Origin of the sequence: Acidovorax sp. ACV02 (assembly GCF_014851475.1) — a bacterium.
In the GTDB taxonomy this organism is placed as follows: Bacteria; Pseudomonadota; Gammaproteobacteria; order Burkholderiales; family Burkholderiaceae_C; genus Acidovorax; species Acidovorax delafieldii.
Window position 1 is genome coordinate 414,646 of sequence record NZ_JACUZU010000001.1, and the last position, 21,913, is coordinate 436,558.

A 21,913-nucleotide genomic window follows, 5' to 3' on the forward strand; every position below is an offset into this window, starting at 1 on the left:
GCCATCGGCGACAATGCGCGCCATGTCAGAAGCCAACAACCCCACCCCTGCCACGCTTGCCAAATCCGACCAGAACCTGGTCTGGCTGGACTGTGAAATGACCGGCCTGGAGCCCGACACCGACCGCCTGCTGGAGATCGCCGTGGTCGTGACCGGTCCGAGCCTGGAACCCCGCGTCGAAGGCCCCGTGTTTGCCATTCACCAGCCGGATGAATTGCTGAACAAGATGGATGCCTGGAACAAAGGCACGCATGGCCGCAGCGGCCTGATCGACAAGGTGAAGGCGTCTACGGTGACGGAGGAGGAAGCGGAGCAGAAGATCCTTGCTTTCCTGGCCCAGTACGTGCCCAAGGGCACCGCGCCCATGTGCGGCAACAGCATCGGTCAGGACCGGCGTTTTCTGGTGCGTTACATGCCCAAGCTCGAGCGGTTCTTTCACTACCGCAATGTGGATGTGAGCACGCTCAAGGAGCTGGCCAAGCGCTGGAAGCCCGAGGCATACACCAGTTTCAAGAAAGCGCAAAAACACACGGCCCTGGCCGATGTCCATGAGTCCATCGACGAGCTGGCGCATTACCGTCAGCACCTGTTGGCCGTGGATGTGAAAACGTCTTGAGCCACTGCTTCTCATCCCTTTTGTGAGGGGCGTGGGAGCCCTTGTGAGATCCGCGCCCTTGGTGTGCGTGTTTTACGGCGGCGCGGGACTGGATTCCTGGCAGTGAAGGCATTGCCACTGGCGAAAAGCGAAGGGAGTATTGCGGGCAAACCCTTAATCGTGCAATAATCGACGGCTGCGCAGGAATCCCTCGCAGATTGTGCATCTCCCCTCACACACCGGGCTTGCCAGCCGACTGTCACTCGACAGTGCAGGACTGGCGAATAACGCCCACCCGCTCAGGCCTTCAGCGCCAGCGCAGGTTTCGTTTGATGGTTGATGTTTTTTAACCATTTGACGAAGCCAATCGTGGGCTGCGCCCGCGACCGTCTTCGTGAGAGAAAAATCATGACCGACACCTCTTTGGTGCAGGGCGAATTCGCGCCTGCAGACACTTCCTTTGCTGCCGACATTTCCGTGCAGTCTTCTCCCCTGGACGCCGTGGTATCAGCCGTCGAAGCCGATGCTGCTGTGACCGCTGAGCCCAATGGCTTCATCGAGCTGGGCCTGGCCCCTGAACTCGTGCAAGCCGTGGCTGATCTGGGTTACACCCAGCCCACCAGCGTGCAGCTCAAGGCAATCCCTCTGGCGATGGGCGGTGGCAACGACTCCACCAAGTTCATCGACCTCATGGTCTCCAGCCAGACGGGCAGCGGCAAGACCGCCGCCTTCCTCCTGCCTGTGCTGCACACACTGATCAACCAGCAAGCTGCTGCCGAAGCCGAAGAGCGCGCCGCTTTTGAACGCGCCGTGGCCGAAGCCGCTGCCCGTGGCGAACCTGCTCCCAAGCGCGCCAAACGCAAGGACCCTACCAGTTCGCGCAACTTCAAGGCTGCCACCCCTGGTGCCCTGATCCTGTGCCCGACCCGTGAACTGGCGCAGCAAGTCGCGCACGATGCCATCGACCTGGTCAAGCATTGCCGTGGCCTGCGTGTGGCCAACGTGGTGGGTGGCATGCCTTACCAGTTGCAGATCGCCAAACTGCAAAACGCTGACCTCGTGGTGGCGACCCCTGGCCGCCTGCTGGACCTGCAGCGCTCGATGCAAATCAAGCTCGACAAGGTGCAGTTCCTGGTCGTTGACGAAGCGGACCGTATGCTCGACCTGGGCTTCTCGGATGACCTGGCTGAACTGAACCAGCTGACCGCGCAGCGCAAGCAGACCATGATGTTCAGCGCCACATTTGCGCCCCGCATCCAGCAACTGGCAATGCGCGTGATGCACGACGGTGGTTCGTCTGTGCAGAAGGTGACCATCGATTCTCCGCAAGAGAAGCACGCCAACATCAAGCAAGTTCTGTACTGGGCCGACAATGCCCAGCACAAGCGCAAGATGCTGGACCACTGGCTGCGTGACACCACGATCAACCAAGCCATTGTCTTTGCCAGCACCCAGGTGGAGTGCGACGGTTTGGCCAACGACCTGCAGCAAGAAGGCTTCTCGGCCGTCGCTTTGCATGGCGCCCTGAGCCAGGGCCTGCGCAACCGCCGTTTGATGGCGCTGCGCGCTGGTCAGGTGCAGATTCTGGTGGCTACTGACGTGGCAGCACGGGGTATCGACGTGCCTACCATCACCCACGTGTTCAACTTCGGCCTGCCCATGAAGGCTGAGGATTACACCCACCGCATCGGTCGTACCGGCCGTGCGGGCCGCGATGGCCTGGCCATCACGTTTGCCGAGTTCCGCGATCGCCGCAAGATCTACGACATTGAGTCGTACAGCCGCCAGCAGTTCAAGGCCGAAGTGATTCCGGGCATGGAGCCTTCACAGCGCGCTCCGCAGGCACCTCGCGGTGGCGATTTTGGTGGTGGCCGTGGCGCCCCGGGCCGTTCGTATGACAACCGTGATAACCAGTCGCGCGGTCGCTTCGGTGGTCCCGCACGTGGTGGCAATGATCGTGGTGGATTCGGTGGTGGCTTTGGCGGCGGCTTTGCTGGTCGTGACAACCGTGGCGCCCCTGCCCGTGGTGAAGGCGGCGGTTTCGCTGGCCGTGATGACCGTGGCGGCGACCGTGGTTTTGCGCCGCGTCGTGACGGTGACGGTTATGGCCGCAAGCCTGGTTTTGGTGATACAGGCCGTGGTGGCTTTGCTCCTCGTGGCGATGCGGGTGCACCGCGCGGCGATTTCGCTCCTCGCAAGCCTGCATTTGCCAAGCCTGCCGGTGGTGGTGGCAAGCCCTTTGTGGCCCACGACGCCCGCAAGCGTCCTGCACGCCCCGCGCGCTGATTGTTGTGTGGCGCTAGCGCCGCCCTTTGTACAAAGGCCAGTACCGTAAGGTGCTGGCCTTTTTTCATTGGGGAGGCCATTTCAGCAGCGGATGCCAACGGCGCCTCGTCAATAATGGCCGCCGGAGGAATCTGCTGTGTCGTCTTCTTTATCTTCGGGTGCGGACTTTGAGCACATGTTCGGGCTGGCGCCAGTGTCGCTCTGGTTGGAGGATTACAGTGCGCTCAAGCAGCTTTTTGAGCAGTGGCGCGCCGAAGGCGTGACCGACATCCGCCAGTTCCTGGCAGAGGACCCGGCCCGCCTGCGGGCCTGCAGTGCAGCCCTCAAGGTGCTCAAGGTGAATCAGCGCACGCTGGATCTGTTTGCCGCCGAGAGCCAGCAGGTACTGGAAGCCAATCTGGATAAGGTCTTCAGGGACGACATGCACGACGCGGTGTCGCATGAGCTGTCACAGTTGTGGGACGGGCAGCTGGAGTTTTCTAACCAGACAGTCAACTATGCGCTCGACGGACGTCGGCTGGATGTGCAGATCCGTGCGCGCATCCTGCCAGGTTACGAGGACAACTGGAGCCGTGTGCTGGTGTCTCTGGAGGATGTTACGGCCACCGTGCGTGCAGGTGCCGAGCTGCGCCGCAGCGAACGGTACGCACGCGATTTGTTCGAGCACTCACCCGTGTCCTTGTGGGTCGAGGACTTCAGTGCGGTCAAGAGCCTGCTCGATGGTGTGCGTGCGCAGGGTATTGATGATTTCAAGACTTTCATCCGGGTGCATCCCGAGTTCGTGACACGCTGCATGCACGAAATCCGGGTGATCGATGTGAACCAGCAGACCCTGCGCATGTTCGGCGCAGAGAGCAAAGAAATGCTGCTGAACAACATTGGCCGGGTGTTTCGCGGTGAGATGCACGAGTCCTTTGCGGAGCAATTGCTGGACCTGTGGGAGGGCAAGACCTTTCAGCAGCGCGAAGTGGTTAACTACGCACTGTCCGGGGATGCCGTGCATATCCATATGCAGTTCTCGGTGCTGGCCGATCACATGAGCGATTGGGGCCTGGTGCTCCTGTCGCTGGTGGATATCACGGCACGCAAGAAGGCCGAGGCTTATCTGGAGTACCTGGGCAAGCACGATGTGCTCACGCAATTGCGCAACCGAGCCTTTTATGCAGAGGAGCTCAACCGCCTGACCCGCAAGGGCCCTTGGCCGCTGTCCATCATCGCCATCGACCTGAATGGTCTCAAGGTGGTGAACGATGAGCAAGGCCATGCGGCGGGGGACTCCATGCTGCGCCGCGTTGGCGAGGTCTTGGCCAAGGCCGTGGATGCTCCGGCCTGCGCAGCCCGCATTGGTGGTGACGAGTTCACGGTGTTGTTGCCGGGCACGGATGAGCGCGGAGCCATGGCTTTGCAGGAACGCATTTTGTCGATGCTCGAACTCAACAACCAGTTCTACCCTGGCCAGCATCTCAGCCTGGCGATGGGGATTGCCTGCTGCCAGTCTGGAGATGCGGTAGAAGCGGCGATTCACCGCGCAGACCAGGCGATGTATGCGGAGAAGAACCGCTATTACCAGCAAAAGAGCGTGGACCGGCGGCAGCCCAGTCCTTGATCAGTCGGGTATTGATTAGAGGTGGACCGGCGTACGTCCGATCTCGGGCCAGCGATGGTGCAGACAGATCCAGGACAGCATGCCAATGCACAACATCAGGAGTGATGACAGCGCCAGCAAAACGGTAGAGTGCATCACCAGCGGAGCGATGACGCCTGCCACCAGGCCATTGGCCGAAGAGCCGACAAACGCCTGCATGGATGAGGCCATGCCTCGGCGCTCCGGGTAGAGGTCCAGCACCAGCAGCGTCACCACCGGCACCATCAGTGCCCAGCCAAAAGAGAAGACCGCAATGGGCGCCAGAGCCCACCAGGCGTGGGGTGTGAACAGCAGATTGGCGACCAGGTTCAACACAGCCACCGAAAACATGATGACAAATCCGTGGCGGATCTGGCGCTTGGGCGGGATACGCCCTGCCAGCCGTCCACTGAGCCACGCACCGCCCATGATCCCCGAGATGGTCAGGACAAAAAACCAGAAAAACTGCGTAGGCGCCAGCGACAGGTGATCGCCAAGAAATGCTGGGGCCGAGAGAACGTACAGGAACATGCCATTGAAGGGCACGCCACTGGCCAGCGCCAGCAGCACAAAGCGCGCACTGGTGCCCAACTGCACGTAGCCGCGCATTAGATGGCGCACATGAAAGGGCTGGCGCTGCTCCACATGCAAGGTCTCTGGCAGCAACCTGAAGTTGGCGGTCCACAGGGCCACTCCCACGAAGGTCAGGAACCAGAAAATGCTGTGCCACCCGGTGTGGACAAACAGCCAGCCTCCGATGATGGGAGCAATCGCTGGAGCCACTCCAAAGTAGATGGTCACCTGGCTCATAACCTTCTGTGCTTGTGCTGGAGGGAACATGTCGCGGATCACCGCGCGGGACACCACGATCCCTGCTCCCGTGGACAGGCCTTGCAGTGCCCGGAAAAAGACCAGTTGCCCGATCGTTTGCGATAGCGCACACCCTGCGGAAGCGAGCGTGAACACGGCGATGCCCCACAAGATCACGGGCCTGCGCCCAAAGCTGTCTGCCAGCGCGCCGTGGAACAGGCTCATGAACGCAAAGCCGAACAGGTAGGCGGACAGCGTCTGCTGCATTTCCACCGGTGTGGCTCCCAGCGCCGCGGCGATGCCTGAGAACGCGGGGATGTAGGTGTCGATGGAGAACGGCCCGAGCATGCCCAGCACAGCCAGCAGGATCGCGAGCGCCCAGCGGGGTGCTTTCCAGAGCAGATGGGCTTGTGGGTTCATGGGTGGTGACAGATGGGGGTTGCGGGCACGCGAAGGACATCGCACCGCCGTGGCATCGCGGGATGACGCGGTAGTGCGGATGGATTATGCGGGACGCATGCGGCAGGGTGTGGAGAAGGGGTCTGTCGCGCAGCCCCCTCGTCACACCCCCTTGGGGCTGTAAGCCAACGCAATCAATAGTTGTAGGGAACCCATTCACCGTTCCCCGAGCGCATCACGTACTTGCCTTCCATGTTGCGCATCACGATCACATCGGCGTTCTCTGACGCAAAGGGAGTAGTGACCGGGGCCGCGAGCCGCTCCGCCAACGGGCGCGCGGAGTCGGCGTAAGGGTTGTCGCGAATCAGATCGCCTAGCAAGGTGTACAAGCCCAGGTAGCTCATCGGCTGGTTCACGATCACGGGCGCTGCTGGGGCGGATGCCTCAGATGGCTTCATGCCCACCAGCTTCACCGCAGCAGGGACCAGGGTGATGCGGGGGCCAGGAATCTCCCGCATGCCCGACATCTGGATCTTGTCGCCGCGCAGCGATGCGCCGTGCTCAGGGACCAGCATCACGACCACAGGGCGGCCTGCTGCCTCCAGTTCGGAGATGAACTTGTCGAAGTCGGCGAGCAGCTGTACCAGGCGGGGCTTGAACGTCTCCAGGCTGTTGCGCGAAGCCATGCCCGGCACGCGATTTCCGTCGTGCAGGGAGATGGTGTTGTAGTACAGCGCCACGGGCCCGGTGCTGCGGTCAGTGCTGCGCTTCTTCCACCATTGCGCCAACAAGGCGTGGTCGTTATAGATGGGCGAGCCGTCAAAATTCTGCATGTGCACGGGCGCGCCCTGATTGGACTGCAGCTTGCCAGCAAGGCCTCCGCGCTGCTCAAGCGCATGGGCAAACTCTTCGTACACCCCGTCGTGGTTGAGCAGTGCAGCGGTCTGGTAGCCCACTTTTTCCAGGTTGGGAAACACGTAGCACTGCGGATCAATGCCCTCGTACAGCTTGTTGTGTGGTGTTTGCCCACAGGTGCCGTGCAATACCCGCAGCGAGGCTGGCCCGCTGTAGCTGGCGGCACTGTTGAAGTTGGTGAACAGCACATCAAAACGCTTGAGGAATGGGTTGTCCCGCTGTCCTACAAAGTTCATGTCATCCCACGACAAGGAGCACACATGCAGCAGGATGATGTCGAATGCCGGGGGGGCATTGGGCGCGGTGAACTGGACGCGCCTTTGGCTTTCGCTGGCGTAAAAGCGTTGCAACAGAGCGTCTGGCGACGTTTCCTGATTGTCGTTGGGCGCAGCGGCCGAGTTCGATCCGCTTGCTGCGGCCATGGTGGCCTGGGGCGTAGCCGCCTGCTCCTGCAGGGCCGCTACCACCGGTACGCTCAACAACGCCAGCAATGCAAAAGTCCCCGCACGGACCCGCCGGGCCAGTGCTGCATAAAGCACGATGCCGACCAGTCCCACCAGCAGCATTTCAGGGTTGAACACCCGCTGGGCAAGTTCCAGCCAGTAGTCCGCGCTGAAGCCACTCAGCGCTTTGAGCTGCGACAGCACGCGTCCTGGGCTGGGAAGGTAAGAGTCGGCATACAGCAGTGCGATGGCAGCCGGTACGGCGACTGCAGCGCGTACACGGCGCCACCCCGTGTGCGCAATGGGGGGCAGCATGGACGCCCACAACAGCAGGTTCAGCCACCAGTTCAAGCCGATATAGCCACCAAAGTACAGGCCCACCTTGGCAAGGAAAATCAAATGCCAGAAGCTCATGCCGGCAGCCTTTCTTGCCCGCGCTGCTTGCGAAGGGGCCATCGGCTGCGTGCCGACTCCACCAGCGAAGTCCAGAACTTGCGGTAGCCCAGCACGCCCAGCTGCGCGATTTCCTGCAGGCCATGCAAAGGTCGGTCGGTATCGTGGCTGTCGTTCCATTGCCTCCAGGTGTCGGGGCGGGCAAAGGTGCACTGCACCAGGTCGATTTGTTGTTCGCGCGTCATGGGGTCAAACTGAAAACCGGTGGCACTCTGGCCTCTGTGCAACATCACCGTGGCTGGAAAGGTGCATTCCGTATCGTTGCGCCACAGTCCCACCTGCACCTTGTCTCCCACGGCCAGTGGAGTGCCTTCAGGTAATTGCAGGCCTACACCAGTCATGGAAAAGTCGAGGCAAAGGGCCCTCAGCACGGTTCCGTCGTCCTGGTACAAGGTCGCGGGCAATTGCGTGGCCACGCGGTGCATTCGCCGCACCTGGCGTGCTTCGGATGCCACACCCAACGCAGCACCCAGCATGAGGATGCTGTAAACCGTCCATAGCAGATTGAGGAGTACGGTGGCGGTTTCCTCGGTATTCCAAATGAACAGGCGCAGCAGCCCCATGCCGAAGGCTGCGAAGTTGAGCAGGACCAGCACGGTGTAGGGGCGGGAGATCACCCAGTCGAAGTACGGCTCATCCACCAGCCCGCCCTTGGCTGTCACATTGAACTTGCCAAGGCGCGGATTGATCAGAGCCACCGTGGTGGGCAGGGCCACGTACCAGGCCAACACCGTTTCGTAGACCTCAGCCCAGAACGTGTGCCGGTGCTCGCCTTGCACGTGCGCATTGGCGATGTTGGACTGCAGGATGTATGGCAGCACATACAGCGCGATCATGATGGCGCCCGCGTTGATGATGTGCCATTCAAAAAACAAGAAGGCCATGGGCGCGGTGAGGAACACCAGCCGCGGCAGCCCGAAGAAGAAGTGCACCATGGCGTTGGCATAGCAGATGCGCTGCCACAGCGTGAGGCCCTTGCCCAGGAAGGGGTTGTCCACGCGGAAGATCTGCGCCATGCCGCGCGCCCAGCGGATACGCTGGCCCACATGGGCCGACAGGCTCTCGGTGGCCAGGCCAGCGGCCTGCGTCTCGTTGATGTAAGCCGTGGTGTAGCCGCGCCGGTGCAGCTTGAGGGCGGTGTGCGCATCCTCGGTCACCGTTTCCACGGCGATGCCGCCGACCTCCAGCAGTGGGCCGCGGCGTATTACGGCGCAGGAACCGCAGAAGAACGTGGCGTTCCAGAAATCATTGCCATCCTGGATCAGACCGTAGAACAGGGCACCTTCGTTGGGCACACGGCGGAAGGTGCCCAGGTTGCGCTCAAACGGGTCGGGTGAGAAGAAGTGGTGCGGCGTTTGCAGCATGGCGCACTTCGGGTCGCGCTGGAACCAGCCCACGGCCGTGGTCAGGAAGGAGCGTGTGGGAATGTGGTCGCAGTCGAAGATGGCGACCAGCTCACCATCGGTCTTGCCCAGCGCATGGTTCAGGTTGCCAGCCTTGGCGTGGTTGTTGTCGGGCCGCACGATATAGCCCACGCCCATGGATTCGGCAAAGGCACGGAATTCCTCGCGCCGCCCATCGTCCAGGATGAAGACCTTGACCTTGTCTTTGGGCCAGTCCAGTGCCATCGACGCCAGCACCGTGGTGCGCACCACACTCAGCGGCTCGTTATAGGTGGGGATGTACACATCCACCGTGGGCCAGGACGCGGGCGCGCCTTGCAGCTCCGCCGGACTGCGGTGCAGGGGCCAGGCAGTCTGTATGAAGCCCAGCACCACCACCAACCAGGTGTAGGCCTCTGCCGCCAGCAGGCCGTAGCCCAGGAAGGACTCGATGACCGAGTCGAATTCAATCGATGAAGTCAGGCGCCACCAGGCGTAACGCCCCATCGCCAGCAGGCTGATCGCTGCAAGCGCCAGCGAAGGATAGCGGCCTGGCAGGCGCCGGAGCACCAGGGACAGCCCCCAGCAGAGCAGCATGAACAACAGTTGCCCAAACCAGTTGAATGGGGTGGTCATGACGACCAGACCGGTGACCGCCCCCACCGCCAGGATCACCCAGCGCAGGCCAGGAATCTCCAGGGCCGGTGTGAGCCACTGGTCTGCCAGTCGCATGCCCTTGCCCACGTTGACGTGGGTTGCCAGGCGGTCCATGGCACGCAGGAAAAGCCGGATGGGCCAGAAAACCAGTGTCAGCGCCAGTGCCAGGACTCGCCAGAGCCAGCGCATGGCCCAGCCGAGGCCTGCCCAAAGCCCGCGCACTGGGCGCAGCAACCAGGGGCGCAATGCGCGCTGTGGCGAGGGTGGTAGAACGAAACAGCGCCACAACCACATCCACCAGGGAGCCTCATGCCCGACCTCAAGCTGGCGCCCGAGCCACATCAGCGCCTTGCGGGTGGGCACCAGCGCGTCCGCTTGTTCGGTGGCCGGGGTGGGTGTGGTGGTGCCCGAGGGCGCCTGGTCTGTCATGGTGCAACCACTCCAGCTGCAGGCGCAGGCAGCGGCGGCAACGGAGGCACTGCCGACAGCCAATGGAAGATGCCCTGGAGATCGTGCGCAGACTGTGCATGCGGTGCCATGCCGTTCACGCATTGCGATGCGGCCAGTGCACGTGAGAGGTTCTCGTCTTCATGCACGGTATAGGGCAGCAATTGGCTTCCCCACTGCTGGCGCAATGTGCTGAGCGCCTCCCGGTGCGATGCGCGGCGCGGGTCAAAACGCGTGACTGCGATGCCCTGCACGTTGGGCGCTGCTGACGACGCCTGCAGCATGGCGCGTACGGCGTCCGTGCTGGCACATCCGCGCGCAGACGCTTCCATGACCACCAACACCGCATCTGCGCAGCGCAGCGCTGCCTGGGCCAGCGGCGAAGGCCATTGCGGTGTGTCCAGCAGTATCGTGCAATCCTCTGGCACGTCGAGCAGTTCCAACTGGTCTTGTAGCCACTGTGGGTGGGCAGCCAGCAACTGGTGGAGCGTCGTGATGGTTTCTGGCGCCGCTGGGCCAAAGGGCAGAACGCAGACGCCGTCCGTGTTGTCGAAGCTGCCGTCTGCCCACCAAGAGCCTGTGGCAGCAAGTGCTGCCCATCCCTGACTGGCGGGGCGGGGCATGCCCAGGTGTATGCCCAGCAGATTCTGGGCGCAGAGTTCTACGGCCAAGGTGTGCTGGCCTTGACGGGCACCAATGGACGCCAGGTGGGCGACCATGGTGGTGCGCCCGGACCCGCCGAGCGGCGAAACGACAGCAATCACGCGCATGCAAACTCTTTGTTCATGGGGCTTTGGTCATCCCACCTTTTGGGGTAATGGGCGATTCGCTTTGCGGAAGGTTTGGCCGATAGGGCTGCACGCAGCGTAACGGCTGGCGCGCCTTCAGCACGCGGCGCAGCAGCCAACCACACGGCCAAGCCAGCAAGACGCCCAGCAGCACGTAAACAAGCATCCATGCAGTCATGCAGACGTCCTTCCAAGGGGGCGTGGCGCGGCGCGCCGTCCGATGGGACGTGGTCGCATTTGCGGTCTTGTCACAACGAGCGGCGAGGCCGCGGACTGTTGGCTCTCTATGTGGGTGTGCTTTGGCAGTGCCAGCGCATCCTCTCTTAACTGCGCCAAAGGCGTGGCAGGAGGAGCCTCCAGGGCGGCAGGTGTGGGGGCGCTGACTGCTGCCAAGATGGCACTGTAGTCAGGTACGCCCTTGCGCAGGGATTCTTGCAACTGTTCAGTCATCGCGCGTATACCCGGCGCTGAGCAGTCCGTAGCTTGCGAAGTGAAAAGCTGGGTCAGCGGCAGCGCGAATACCCGTTGCAGTGCCAGCTCTACATCGGGCTCCCGGCAGGCGAACAGGAACACGTAGATCGCTTCGTGGTCGGCCGTGAACAAGTCGCCATCGCGCGAGGTGTGGCAGGCGCGCAAAGCATCGAGGTGCGGCATCCGGTCCAGCATGTTGAGCCGTACCAGACTGTGCGACAGGCCAATGTCATGGGTGCGGTCGAGCATGCCGCGTACTAACGTACAGAATCGTCCCGGGGCCTGGTAGCCCCGCTCGCGGGGGGGCATGAAGCTGTCGAGCGCCTGAGCGTAGTCGGGGTGGACTTTGCGGGTGTGGCTCTGAGCGTTGATGTCCTGCAGTAGTTGCAGCAGTCGCGAGAAACCCACCTCTTTGTAGACCACCGCGCTGGCGCCCAGTTGCAGCAGTGCCTGTTCGCTGTGGGTGCGCAACTTGCCGAGGTTCTCGCGCACCACAATCTTGAGCGTTGGGGGGCGCGAGAGACGCAGGTGGTGCACCAGGCGTGCGCGGGATTCAAAATCGCCCGCAGAGCCCGCGTCGATCAGCACCGTGGAGGCCACGCAGGTCGCAGCAGCCACTTCGATGTCCTCCAGCCCATCGACGATGCGCCAGTGACCAGGGATACCGCGTTGCCCCTCCACCGATGCCCGGGTTGCTAGCACGCCCCATTGGTCGGCTGCAGTGACCAGTTCGGGGGTAGCGCCTTGGGTGCGCGTGCCGTCGGCAGTCAGTCGGTGTGTGCTGGCTTCTTGCACCAGGCCAAAGCCGGTCTGAAACAGCGCCCCGGTGTCCGAACCCCAGCGGTCCAGGCTCAGGCGCCAGCGGTCAGCGTCAGCATGCAAGGTGGCGATGTGCATGGACATCTGGCACAGGTTGCGCAGCGTTGGCAAAAGGGCAGTGGCATCCAGCGGCGGGGTGAACCCCAGTACCACCGGGCGCTGCCGTTGGCGGCACAGGGCGCTGAGCTGGTCGCTGACATGTGCGAGTTGGGCGACGTTCAGTCCGGACAGCAGGTTCTGTGCGTCGCACAGATACAGTGCGTGCTGTGGCTGCAGGCCGGTCCGCTCAAGCTCCTGCACGAGTGGACTGAGTCCATGGCGCTGTACTTGCGCCTGCAACCCAGGCGATAGCACCCAGAGCTTGAGCCGACCAGCGCGGTAAGCCGCTCGCAGCTCGGGGTACTCCAGCAACTCGTCCAGCCACTGCGTGCTGGACGCCACCAGCCCCAAGGGGCCAGCGGCCAAAGCGTCTTCGATCAGCGCGGGAAACCATGCCGCAGCACTTCTGCTGTCGGCGGCAACCAGAGAGACGGGCACATGGGATGGCAACTGGCCAATGCCGTCTGGCAGGCCTGCAATGCCGATGCTTGTCGGTCGCTGGATGGCGCTGGCTGTACCCAAAGAGGGCCGAAGGCGCTGGGCGAGCGAGTGCAGCACACCTGTTGCGGGTGGGCTCTTGCGTGGGGATGAAGGGGCGGGGGACATGTCAGAAGCTGGAATAGGTTTGCACCGGCCGTGGGCGGTTGTCCAGTGGAGCGTTCCCGGGCTCAAAGCGGTAGCGGCCATACACCATGAAATTGGTGGGCGCGTAGTAGGCCGAGCGATCCAGCTCCAGCTGTGCACCCAGTGCGAGATGTGGCGTGACCTGGTATTCCAGTGCCCCCCGGAACGAACGCCCGAAACCCGAGCCCGAACTGCCCGCGTACACCGGAACGCCACCGTCGGCCGCCAGCCGGGCACGCGCCAGGGCCTGCAGGAGTGCGCTCTGCGGAAAATAGTCGCTGCCGCCACTGCTACTGCGCGATACAGAGACGGACCCGCGGGCCAGCCAGGTCAGTGCGCCGCGGCGTCCACTCCATTCCAGTGGCAAGGCGACGGATACGTAGTTGCGTGGGCTGTAATAGCCGCCGTGGCCGAAGCTGAATTCGGACAGGTCTTTGCCATAGTGCCAAGCTGAGACGGCAACACCGAGGTTGACCACGCTATCGCTATGGCGCCATACATCGCGGTCCAGTGCCCACCGCAGCTGGGCGCGGGTGTTGGTTGCCACATTTTTGCCGGTGAGGGCGGCCAGGCTCAGGCTCAGCGAGGTGCTGTAGGGCCCAATGTCGGTAGAAAGACGGCCTGCAGCGCCCGTTGCTACCACGCCGCCCCATACCTGGCCTGTGATGGGATCGCGTGCCCCTGCGTACGACAGCAGGCTGCCAGTGATGGGGCGCCGATACGCTTCGAGTTTGTAGCTGTAGCGGCCCAGATCGCCGGTTTTGGACAGGCCCCCTACGACATTGGTCACCGGAAATCCAACCCCAGTGGTTCCGATGTCCCACTGGACATCGTCTCCCACATAGCCGAAACCCAGGTTGGTGCCCTGGCCCCGTTGGCGTCGCTCGGTGGCAAAGGAGGACCCGGGTGGTAGTGCCGCCACCTGCCCGTAAGTGAGCAGGTCTGGACCATCGGCGGGGAGATCGCCCGCATCCAGCTGCACCCGATCCACGTGCAAGAAATAGTGCCCGTCGTAGCCACGCGGCATCCACGCCACCACAGGACGTTCCCAGCCGCGCAGGCTGGAGATTCCGTCCGTGGAGCGCTTGCTCAGCGCCTGGTGTCCCGCTTCGATTCGCGGCTGGCGCCGTGCCTCGATAGCGTCGATCTCGCCCTGAATCTTGGCGACGACTGCAGGGTCCGCCGGCAGGGACAGCGTGTAGCTCTGCTGGAGAACCAGCGGGCTGTCTGAATCACTCGACGACCGGGTTTGTCTGTTGGGTTCCGTTGCGGGAGGGGCTTCCCTTCCGCGCGTCTCCAGCAGGAGGGCGCTGCGGAAGAACACCATGGCCTGCGTATAGTTGCGGTTGGCCCGCTCCAGGCGCGCTGCATGCAGCAGCACGTCACTGTCTTGCGGAAAGCGGTCCAGCAAGCGGGTCGCCAATGCCCGCGCTTCGTCCATGCGGCCAATGCGTTGCCAGATGCGCAACACTGCCAGTTGCTGCCCCACATCGTCCGGTGGGATACGGTCTTTCAACCAGTCTGCCTCATTGGCCGCGGCCCGCCTGTCTCCGGTGTCCTGCAGTCGTGACAACGTGTCAGCCAGCGCCATGCGAACGGACAGATCGTCAGGTTGTGCGGATGCCAGGGGCTTGAGCAATTGGGCGGCATCGGCATATTCGGCCGCAGCCATGAGCAAGCGGGCCTGAGCCAGGCTGCGTTGGCGCGGTGTGGAGAGTGTGTCCGGCAGCCGTGTCGCCTGGCGTGCCAGCCGCGAGGCTTCGTTGGGGCGTCCAGCCTGCTGCTGCTTCTCGATGAGCCGCTCCTGGTGCGCGGTGTACAGCGCTACCAGCCGGTTTTCTTGCTCGGCGCTCCAGCCCTTGGTTTGCAGCAGGCGAGGCAATTGCTCGGCGAGGCCGGCCTCATCCTCGGCCCGGTTGAGCAGCTGTGCGTAGTCCAGTTGCGTGTCTGGCGCCAGTGTGGGAACGCGCGTTGCCAGGCGATGGAAGACTGCCACGCCCCGTGCGGGCTGTGCACGGCGAAACCAGGCATTGGCTACGCTGTAGAGCAGGTCTGCTTCATTGCCCGCTTCTTGTTCCGCTTGCTGTAGCAGCGCATCGACCTCTGCGGCAGGCAGGGGCTTCAGAGTTTGGGCGACGAGCGACTTGACCTGAGAGCGCCGCACCAGCGCGCGCATGGCGTCTGTCTGATCGGCGGAGGGTATCCGCTGCATGTCTGCGAGGGCAGCGCTGTCATCGTCCAGGGCAGAGCGTATCAGGGCGCGGGCATACAACATCTCTGCGCCGACGGTGCCGGACGGAATGCGCGCCACACCCTCATCCACGACGTGCAGTGCTTCTTGGGGACGGCCCAGGCGCAAGTAAACACGTGCGAGGCGGTGCCGTATCCACGCATCGTCGGGGGTGAGTACCACAGCCGACTCCAGTGCACGCAGCGCGGGGCCGAGGCGCTGGGCCTGAAGGTCGTCCTCGGCCTGGGCCACCAGCACATCCGCCTGGGCACTGGCGAGTTTTTCGGCAAGTGTCGTGTCACGTGCGGCAGCCTCGGCCAGCAGGGACAGCGCTTTGGTCACCCGCCCGGTGCGGGCATAGAGACTTGCCAGGCCTTTGATGGCGGAGGTGCTGTTGGGCTCCTGTTGGAGGGCTTGTTGGTAGAAATTTTCTGCCAGCGCATGGTCCCCTTGCAGGTCGCGAATGCTCGCCAGGGTGGTCAATGCGTCAGCACTTTGGGGCTGCATCTGCAGCGCGCGTTCGGCCAGGCTGGCAGCGGTGACCAGTTCGTTCTGTTCGACGGCTCTGTCGGCCTGTCGCAGCAGTCCCCAGAATCTGGCGGTGGCCTGCAGGTCCTTCCAGTGGCTCTGGCGTGTGAGCGCATAGGCCTGGCTGAAGAGGTCCTGCGCCTGTGCATGCTGGCCTTGGCGCAGGCGGATCAATCCCAGGTTTCCCAGGCTTTCTCCGTCCTGGGGGCGCAAAGCCAGCGTCGCCTGGACCTGCTCTTCCGCCAACTCCATATCGCCTTGGTCAAGGGCAGTGCGCGCTGCCTGGCGGGCGATGTTGGCGGGGTCACGGGCCGCGCGCTCTGCGCGCTCGACCGCCTGTTGCATGGCGGCCAGTCGTTCCACCATGGCGCTGTCAGCCGGGTAGCGCTGCAGAAATGCGCGCACGCGGGGCTGGTTGGCTGGGGTGTTGGCCAGCCGGTCCAGGGCGCGACGCCAGAGGTCTTGCAGCTGTTGGGCGTTGGTATCGGGCTGCTTTGCCAGGGCCTCGATCTCCTGCACCACGGCCGTCGGGTTGCCCCCCTGGTACATGCGCAGCTCCAGTTGTGCAAGCCGGTAGCGGGACTCCCCGGTCTGCTGGTACAGCTTGGCCAGCTGGCGCTGGGATTCGGTGCTCTGTTTGGCGGTGGAGCCCATGATCTGGTGGTATTCCAGCGCCAGTCCGCCGAGCGTGGGCGGGCCTTGCGGAAACAGCTCGCGTGCCAGATCGGCGGCCTCGGCCTTGCGGCCTGCGCGTGCCATCAAGCGCATCTGGGCCAGTTTTTCGCGGTCGGGGCCATACACGCGCACCAGGGTTTCCAGTTCCTGGGTCAGCACATGGCCGGGGTGGCGTGCACGCAAGGTGGCCAGCACGCGCTGGGCCTCGTCGCTTTTCTTTTCGCGCAGCGCCAGGTCGCCCAGCGTTGCCAGGCCTTCGGGAGAGTTCGGGTCCATGGCCAGCAGCTTGTCCACCAGTTGGCGGGCCATATCCGGCCGGTTTTTGCTGGCCCACAGGCGGGCGCCGCTGAGCAGCTCAGCTTCGATGGCGGGTGGGGTGCTGGCGTGCACGCCGTGCTGGCCGGGCAGGCAGGCGGCGGCGAGCAAGGTCAGGGAGGGGAGCCAGCGGTGTGTGCGGCGTTTCACGGTTTCCATCGCACAGTGAGTTGGCCGTTTGCAGTGAAGCGATATTGCCCCTCCATGGCGCCCAGCCCAAACAAGCCGAGCACCTGCTCGTAGTAGGCCGTGGGACGCAAGGGGCGGGCCTCCAGGCGCATGCGCTGCGATTGCAGGGTGCGGTCGTCGCCCACTGCCCGCAAAAATGGCAGGACTGCAGCCGAGAACCCGGAGGGGGCGGGGCCCGAGGCTTGGGTTGTCAGGATGTCGATGGACTCAGGCGGGTATCCCTGTTCGCGCACGAAGCGCGCCATCGGCTGCAGGCTATCCAGCAAGGCCTTGCGGCCGGGAGCGTTGGCGTGCAACGTGCCCGCCCACAGATAGACGCGGATGGCGTTGTAGCTGCCCTGGCCTTTTTCCTTGCCCTTGTCATCCACCAGAAAGCCCTGCTTAGGGTCGTACACGGTCCAGTCGGGCGTGAAGCCCTTGGGTGAAGCGCCCTGGATGACCTTGAGCGAGCTGTCCACCAGTTGCTTCCATTCGGGCTGCGGGTCCACTGCTGCCAGCCAGTGCATGAGGTGCATGGGCATGTAGCTGGGGTTCAGGCGCCAGCGTCCGTCCTTCTGTGCAAAGCCCTGGGGCGCTGGCAGAAGGGTCAGTCCCAGGCCGGGCAGTTGCGCGGTTTCTTCACGCAGGATGCGGGCCGCCAGCAAGGCAGAGAGTGCGCGGTAGCTGCGCACGTTCCACAGGCGGCCTGCCTCGCCCAGCGCGTAGGCCATCCAGAGGTCGGCGTCCGATGCGGCGTTGCTGTCGATGACACCCCAATTGCCATCGGGGCGTTTGCCCCATAGCCACGCCGGGAGACGGGCGGTCATGTCCCCATCACAGAGGTTGTTTTCGGTCCAGCGCAACAACTTGTCGAAGGTGGTTCGGTCATTGGCCACCAAGGCAAAGAATAAGGCGTATGCCTGACCTTCGGAGTAGGTCTGTCCTCCTCCCGCATCATCCGAGATGACGCGGCCGCCTTCGTTGATGAACTGCGCCTTGAACGCTTCCCAGGCGGGCCACCCGGGGCGTTCTGCCGTGGATTGGGGTTGCGCGCGAAGGCCTGGCAGCCAAGACAGCAGTGCAGCACCGCCGCCAGCCTGCAGGGCCGTACGCCGACGAAGGGACTCAGTCATGCTGGGATGCCAGTCGGCGGCGCGCCATGGTGCGCAAGGCGCCATAAACGATAAAGGTCAGCAGAAGGCCGGTGGCGATGCCCGCCAAGGCCAGCAGCAAGGGGTGGCTGTGCAGGTGGAACCACAGGCGTTGCCACCAAGGCAGGTCGCCCACGTAGTACACAGGCTTGATGCGGAAGCTTTCGATGGCGTCGCCGCGCATCAGGCCCAGATCTCCGCGCAGGCTCTTGATCTTGCCCGCATCGTTCAGGCTCTGGCTCAGCAGCCCCATGGCTTCCTTGTCAGTGGCGGTGAGCGCCACCACGCTGCGACCACTGTGCAAGGGCGATTCAAAGCCTGTGACTGCTGCCAGCGGCCCTGTGCCTTGCAGCACAGCTTGCCCGCCAGAGGCGGACAGACGGTGTTCGGACTCTAGGTTGAACAGTTCAATGAACGATCCCAGTGCGCGTTCCAGGGGCTGCACCGACCGGGCGCCAGCGGCCAGCAGGGCTGGCAGGTGGTTCTTCCACTGCTCCAGCAAACCATCGGCGTCGGCCTGCGACACGATCAGGATGTCCGTGTCACCCGCCTTGTTGGCGTCCGCAGCACGCAGCAGCTGAAAGCGGGTGCCCGGATAGCCGGTGGAAGCGCTCATGCGGCCTACGGAGGTCAGGAAGACCTCGACGTCTGCGGTGCTGGGCTGGTTGGGCAAGATGATGGAGGTCTGGGCCAGGTCGGGCACCCGGGTGAACGGAAAGCCGCTGTTGGCATAGGCCGCCAGATTGGGCATGGCCAGGTAGTGGCGAAACCCCGTGAGGTCGATGGTGGACTGCGGATCAATGGCCGCAAACAGTTCGGTGGGCGGCGCGGACTTGCAACGGCCCAGGTCGTTGGGCGGGATCTGGAATGCGAACTGCAACTGGTTGTCGCCGCCAATCATGAAGGCAGGAATCTTCAGGTCCGAACGGTTCTGGGCGTTCCCGTCATCGAACAGGGGCAACATCACCGTGTTCTTGCCACTGGTGCGGTCGTCTCGCGACTGCAGTGGATAGGACTGGATGAACTGGTTGTTGATGGAGATGTTCAGACTCCCATGGTCCGAAACGCTGCTGGGGGTGTAGCGATAGGCCAGGTCCAGCGGCACGCCTTTGGCGTTCCAGGTGAACAGGTCTGGGGCCATGCGGGTGTAGATGTTCACCGTGTCGTTGAGCACCGTGCCACGCAGTTGCAGGTCCGACGGACTGCCCACCAGCTCGGCCAGTTTCACGGGCCTCTGGGTGGTGATCCAGCGAGGGGCGTCATAGGGCTTGGTCAGCGCGGGATAGTCCAGCGATTTGACGGCAATGGTTTGCCCGGACAAAACCGCTTTCCCCAGGGCCAGGGCATCTGCCGCCATCTGCAGCTGAGCATCGTCTTTGCCCAGCACCAGCAGCAGTTTGGCGCCTGGCACTTCGGGGTGGTTGACCATCGAGATCGTGGGCTCGGTCACAGGTGCCATGTCCTGCAGGAACGCGGGACGGTGGCTGTTGGTGGCCAGCACCACGGCGTGCGAGCGGGGCAGCTGGTTTTCCAGCACCGGGAACTGGTTGCCTCGGTAGCCTGCCAGCATGCCAATCCAGCTGGCGATGGAGCCTGACGCCTTGAGCGTACCGGTGCTGGGTTGATTGCCGAACACAAACGGCAGCTTGACGGGGCGGTTGTCCCGGGGGTCGAAAAACGGCGCAGGCAGCAGCGCGAGGTCATTGCGCAGAGGAATCTGCCGCAACGAAAGCTCCAGCTGGCTGTCGTTGCTGATGGTGGCCCACAGGCTGGAGTGGGTGGGCGTTTCACATTCCATCGTGTAGTGGCCGATGAACTGGAAGCGGAACCGGTTGTAATCCGTGAAGTAGCGCGGGTCGATATTGAGCTCGACAGTCTGAGGGGTGCCCAGGCGCTCCTTGTCCAGCACCACGGTCTGCAGGGTTTCGTCATTGAGCATCAGCTTGAGATGCGACAGTGACGGGATCAGCGCAGGTGACAGTGTGAAGGTCAGGCGCAGCTTGGCGGCTTCGACGATCTCGTCGCGCCGCACCCCCACACCCACACTGGCCTCACTCTCCACGCCGCGCAAAGAAACAGGGCGCCCCACGCCCAGTTCCTTGAGGCTGACTTTCCACTGCCGTGCGGGCAGCGTAGGAGTGTCTGATGGGCTGGCTCCGATCGCGCTGTCATTGGCCTGCACTGCCCGGGCTGACTCGCGCTCCTGGCGGGTCAGAGCCTTCTCTTTGGCCACCGCGCTACGGGCCTTGCTGGTCTGGGCATTGGCTTGCGGGGCGGGAGCTGAGATCAGCCCGGCAGTGATCAGCGCGACAAAAAGAGGGAGCGCGCGGGTTGCAGATGTGGATTTCACAGTGTTCTTTTTTGCTGGCTCGTACCTGAAGGATGGGCGCATCGGACCCATGCCTGGGTGGTGTCACTTGTATGACAAAGTGTATCGATGGGACCGGGGCATGACGTTCCGCAGGACATTTGTTTGCAATTGCTTTGCCAGCAGTGTTGTTGCCCGACTGCAGCAGGTACGTGAAGAGTAAGTGCCTGGATTCATGGTTCGAAAAAACGGTGCGCGTCTGTAGCACTGTCTGGTCACCGTGGCATGGCGGATGGCATGTTCCATGGCGGGCCGACGGCGGACAGAACACGCGGTGGTTCTTGCAAAGACACATCCGTTGCCACCCGTGGAGGGTGGACACCGGGGCCGTGGGCCCCAGGCGGCCAGACGATGGTGCTGCCGGCGGACGACTCCGGGCCATGGGGCCGGGTTGCCGCGAGCGGAGAAACAATCGGTCTGGAAACAAAAAAGCCTGCTACTTATGGGTAGCAGGCTTTTTGTGCCTTGCGGCTTGATTTGGTGGGTCCTGAGTGACTCGAACACTCGACCTACGGATTAAGAGTCCGCTGCTCTACCAACTGAGCTAAGAACCCAAATCTTTAAAATTTGTCTGCATCGCTGCAGAGCCTCGAATTATGCACTAGTTTTTGGACACTCTGCAAGTCGTGCTCAAAAATTATTGCATTGCGTTGCGGCTGGCCAGCTCGACGAAGAGGCCGCTGTGGTCCAGCTCGCCCAGGCCGTGGTCCACACCCTCGGCATACAAGGCCTCAAACAGGGCTGTGATGGGGGCATCGAAACCTGTTTCCCGGGCGGTGGCCAACGCATTGCGCATGTCCTTCAGTTGGACCGCCATGCGGCCCCTGGGGGCGAAGTCACGTTCCACCATCCGCTGGCCATGCAGCTGCAGGATGCGGCTGTCGGCAAAACCGCCGCTAATGGCCTCGCGGACCTTGGCCATGTCGGCACCACCCTTGGCGGCAAACAGCAGCGCTTCGGCCACGGCGCCAATCGTAATGCCCACGATCATCTGGTTGGCCAGTTTGGCCAGCTGCCCGGCACCGTGTGGCCCCACATGCGTGGCGTGCCCCAGGCAAGCAAACACGGGCTGGGCGCGGACATAGTCCTCGGGCCTTCCTCCGGCCATGATGGCCAGAGTGCCGGCTTCGGCGCCAACGGTGCCCCCAGATACCGGTGCATCCAGGTGGGTCAGGCCCAGCTCGCCAAGGCGGGCTGCGTGGTCGCGGGCCTCGCTGGGCTGAATGGAGGCCATGTCAATGAAAAGAGCGCCCGGGCGCATTGCCCGCGCGGCGCCCTGTTCAAAGAGAACCTGGCCCACGACAGGACCGTTTTCGAGCAGGCTGATGACAATGTCCGCGTCCTTGACGGCATCGGCAGGGCTTCCGTGCACGGTGACACCCCATTGCGCCAGCGGTTCTGCTTTGGCGCGGGTGCGGTTCCATGCGTGCACCCTGTGGCCTGCTTCGCTGAGCCGCCTGGCCATGGGCAACCCCATCATGCCAATGCCAAGAACGGCGATGCGAAGCGGTGTGGTGGTCATGGCGTTGTTCTGCTGCAAAGAGGAATTCAAGGGTGTCTCTGTTGTCATCATGTGCCTTTTTGGCGCTCCAGTCTGTCACGGAGCTTGCAGCGTACAGCGATTGGCCAGATGATTCTGCAGCGCCAGCGCCGTTCCTGCGTCTGC

General features: G+C 63.2%; 13 protein-coding genes and 1 tRNA gene. 3 read left to right on the forward strand and 11 right to left on the reverse strand.

All coding sequences use genetic code 11. The annotated features are described in order from the left end of the window. Window positions 1-22 precede the first annotated feature (22 nt). The 3 genes from orn (at window position 23) to IB236_RS02000 (ending at window position 4,487) form a co-directional block, all read left to right on the forward strand. Window positions 23-616: an oligoribonuclease gene (gene orn, locus IB236_RS01990; RefSeq protein WP_056062110.1), complete on the forward strand. Its 594-nt coding sequence runs from the start codon at window positions 23-25 to the stop codon at window positions 614-616. 387 nt (window positions 617-1,003) lie between these two features. Further along, window positions 1,004-2,881, forward strand: coding sequence for a DEAD/DEAH box helicase (locus IB236_RS01995; protein WP_121943507.1), 1,878 nt, complete (start codon window positions 1,004-1,006; stop codon window positions 2,879-2,881). Window positions 2,882-3,017: 136 nt separating this feature from the next. Then, the gene (locus tag IB236_RS02000) at window positions 3,018-4,487 is read left to right on the forward strand and encodes a GGDEF domain-containing protein (protein WP_192418534.1); all 1,470 of its coding nucleotides are present in this window, start codon (window positions 3,018-3,020) and stop codon (window positions 4,485-4,487) included. Between the two features lie 15 nt (window positions 4,488-4,502). On the opposite strand, the gene IB236_RS02005 is transcribed toward IB236_RS02000, so the two are convergent. The 11 genes from IB236_RS02005 to IB236_RS02055 all read right to left on the reverse strand — a co-directional run bounded on the left by IB236_RS02005 (window position 4,503) and on the right by IB236_RS02055 (window position 21,769). Further along, complete coding sequence (locus IB236_RS02005; protein WP_056061100.1) at window positions 4,503-5,735, reverse strand: multidrug effflux MFS transporter; 1,233 nt, start codon at window positions 5,733-5,735, stop codon at window positions 4,503-4,505. A 173-nt stretch (window positions 5,736-5,908) separates the two neighbouring features. Then, a complete protein-coding gene (gene bcsG, locus IB236_RS02010) occupies window positions 5,909-7,486 on the reverse strand; it encodes a cellulose biosynthesis protein BcsG (RefSeq protein ID WP_192418543.1) in 1,578 nt (525 codons plus the stop codon). Continuing rightward, window positions 7,483-9,906, reverse strand: coding sequence for a UDP-forming cellulose synthase catalytic subunit (gene bcsA / locus IB236_RS02015; protein ID WP_370539877.1), 2,424 nt, complete (start codon window positions 9,904-9,906; stop codon window positions 7,483-7,485). The genes bcsG and bcsA overlap by 4 nt, the downstream gene beginning before the upstream one ends. Before the next feature lie 83 nt (window positions 9,907-9,989). Then, window positions 9,990-10,781, reverse strand: a complete 792-nt coding sequence (gene bcsQ, locus IB236_RS02020) for a cellulose biosynthesis protein BcsQ (RefSeq protein ID WP_116749225.1) — start codon at window positions 10,779-10,781, stop codon at window positions 9,990-9,992. Window positions 10,782-10,794: 13 nt separating this feature from the next. Further along, window positions 10,795-10,977, reverse strand: coding sequence for a hypothetical protein (locus IB236_RS02025; protein WP_133246241.1), 183 nt, complete (start codon window positions 10,975-10,977; stop codon window positions 10,795-10,797). After that, entirely contained in the window at window positions 10,974-12,794 is a 1,821-nt protein-coding gene (locus IB236_RS02030) for a BcsE family c-di-GMP-binding protein (protein ID WP_165836550.1), read from the reverse strand. The genes IB236_RS02025 and IB236_RS02030 overlap by 4 nt, the downstream gene beginning before the upstream one ends. A gap of 1 nt (window position 12,795) precedes the next feature. Next, window positions 12,796-16,710, reverse strand: coding sequence for a cellulose synthase subunit BcsC-related outer membrane protein (locus IB236_RS02035; protein ID WP_192418545.1), 3,915 nt, complete (start codon window positions 16,708-16,710; stop codon window positions 12,796-12,798). Further along, complete coding sequence (gene bcsZ / locus IB236_RS02040; RefSeq protein WP_192418547.1) at window positions 16,707-17,861, reverse strand: cellulose synthase complex periplasmic endoglucanase BcsZ; 1,155 nt, start codon at window positions 17,859-17,861, stop codon at window positions 16,707-16,709. The genes IB236_RS02035 and bcsZ overlap by 4 nt, the downstream gene beginning before the upstream one ends. Further along, entirely contained in the window at window positions 17,854-20,229 is a 2,376-nt protein-coding gene (gene bcsB, locus IB236_RS02045) for a cellulose biosynthesis cyclic di-GMP-binding regulatory protein BcsB (RefSeq protein WP_370539870.1), read from the reverse strand. Before bcsB ends, bcsZ begins: the two co-directional genes overlap by 8 nt. Before the next feature lie 496 nt (window positions 20,230-20,725). Continuing rightward, window positions 20,726-20,801, reverse strand: a tRNA-Lys gene (locus tag IB236_RS02050). Window positions 20,802-20,884: 83 nt separating this feature from the next. Beyond that, window positions 20,885-21,769 (reverse strand): NAD(P)-dependent oxidoreductase, encoded by an 885-nt coding sequence (locus IB236_RS02055; RefSeq protein ID WP_121944119.1) that lies wholly within the window; start codon window positions 21,767-21,769, stop codon window positions 20,885-20,887. Window positions 21,770-21,913: the final 144 nt, after the last annotated feature.

What these genes read in the sequence shown, in the direction of transcription:
- IB236_RS02025 (WP_133246241.1), bottom strand. Translation starts at nt 10,977, where the DNA reads ATGACTGCATGGATGCTTGTTTACGTGCTGCTGGGCGTCTTGCTGGCT.
- IB236_RS02030 (WP_165836550.1), bottom strand. Translation starts at nt 12,794, where the DNA reads ATGTCCCCCGCCCCTTCATCCCCACGCAAGAGCCCACCCGCAACAGGT.
- bcsZ (WP_192418547.1), bottom strand. Translation starts at nt 17,861, where the DNA reads ATGACTGAGTCCCTTCGTCGGCGTACGGCCCTGCAGGCTGGCGGCGGT.
- IB236_RS02055 (WP_121944119.1), bottom strand. Translation starts at nt 21,769, where the DNA reads ATGACCACCACACCGCTTCGCATCGCCGTTCTTGGCATTGGCATGATG.
- orn (WP_056062110.1), top strand. Translation starts at nt 23, where the DNA reads ATGTCAGAAGCCAACAACCCCACCCCTGCCACGCTTGCCAAATCCGAC.
- IB236_RS01995 (WP_121943507.1), top strand. Translation starts at nt 1,004, where the DNA reads ATGACCGACACCTCTTTGGTGCAGGGCGAATTCGCGCCTGCAGACACT.
- bcsG (WP_192418543.1), bottom strand. Translation starts at nt 7,486, where the DNA reads ATGAGCTTCTGGCATTTGATTTTCCTTGCCAAGGTGGGCCTGTACTTT.
- bcsQ (WP_116749225.1), bottom strand. Translation starts at nt 10,781, where the DNA reads ATGCGCGTGATTGCTGTCGTTTCGCCGCTCGGCGGGTCCGGGCGCACC.
- bcsA (WP_370539877.1), bottom strand. Translation starts at nt 9,906, where the DNA reads ATGTGGCTCGGGCGCCAGCTTGAGGTCGGGCATGAGGCTCCCTGGTGG.
- IB236_RS02005 (WP_056061100.1), bottom strand. Translation starts at nt 5,735, where the DNA reads ATGAACCCACAAGCCCATCTGCTCTGGAAAGCACCCCGCTGGGCGCTC.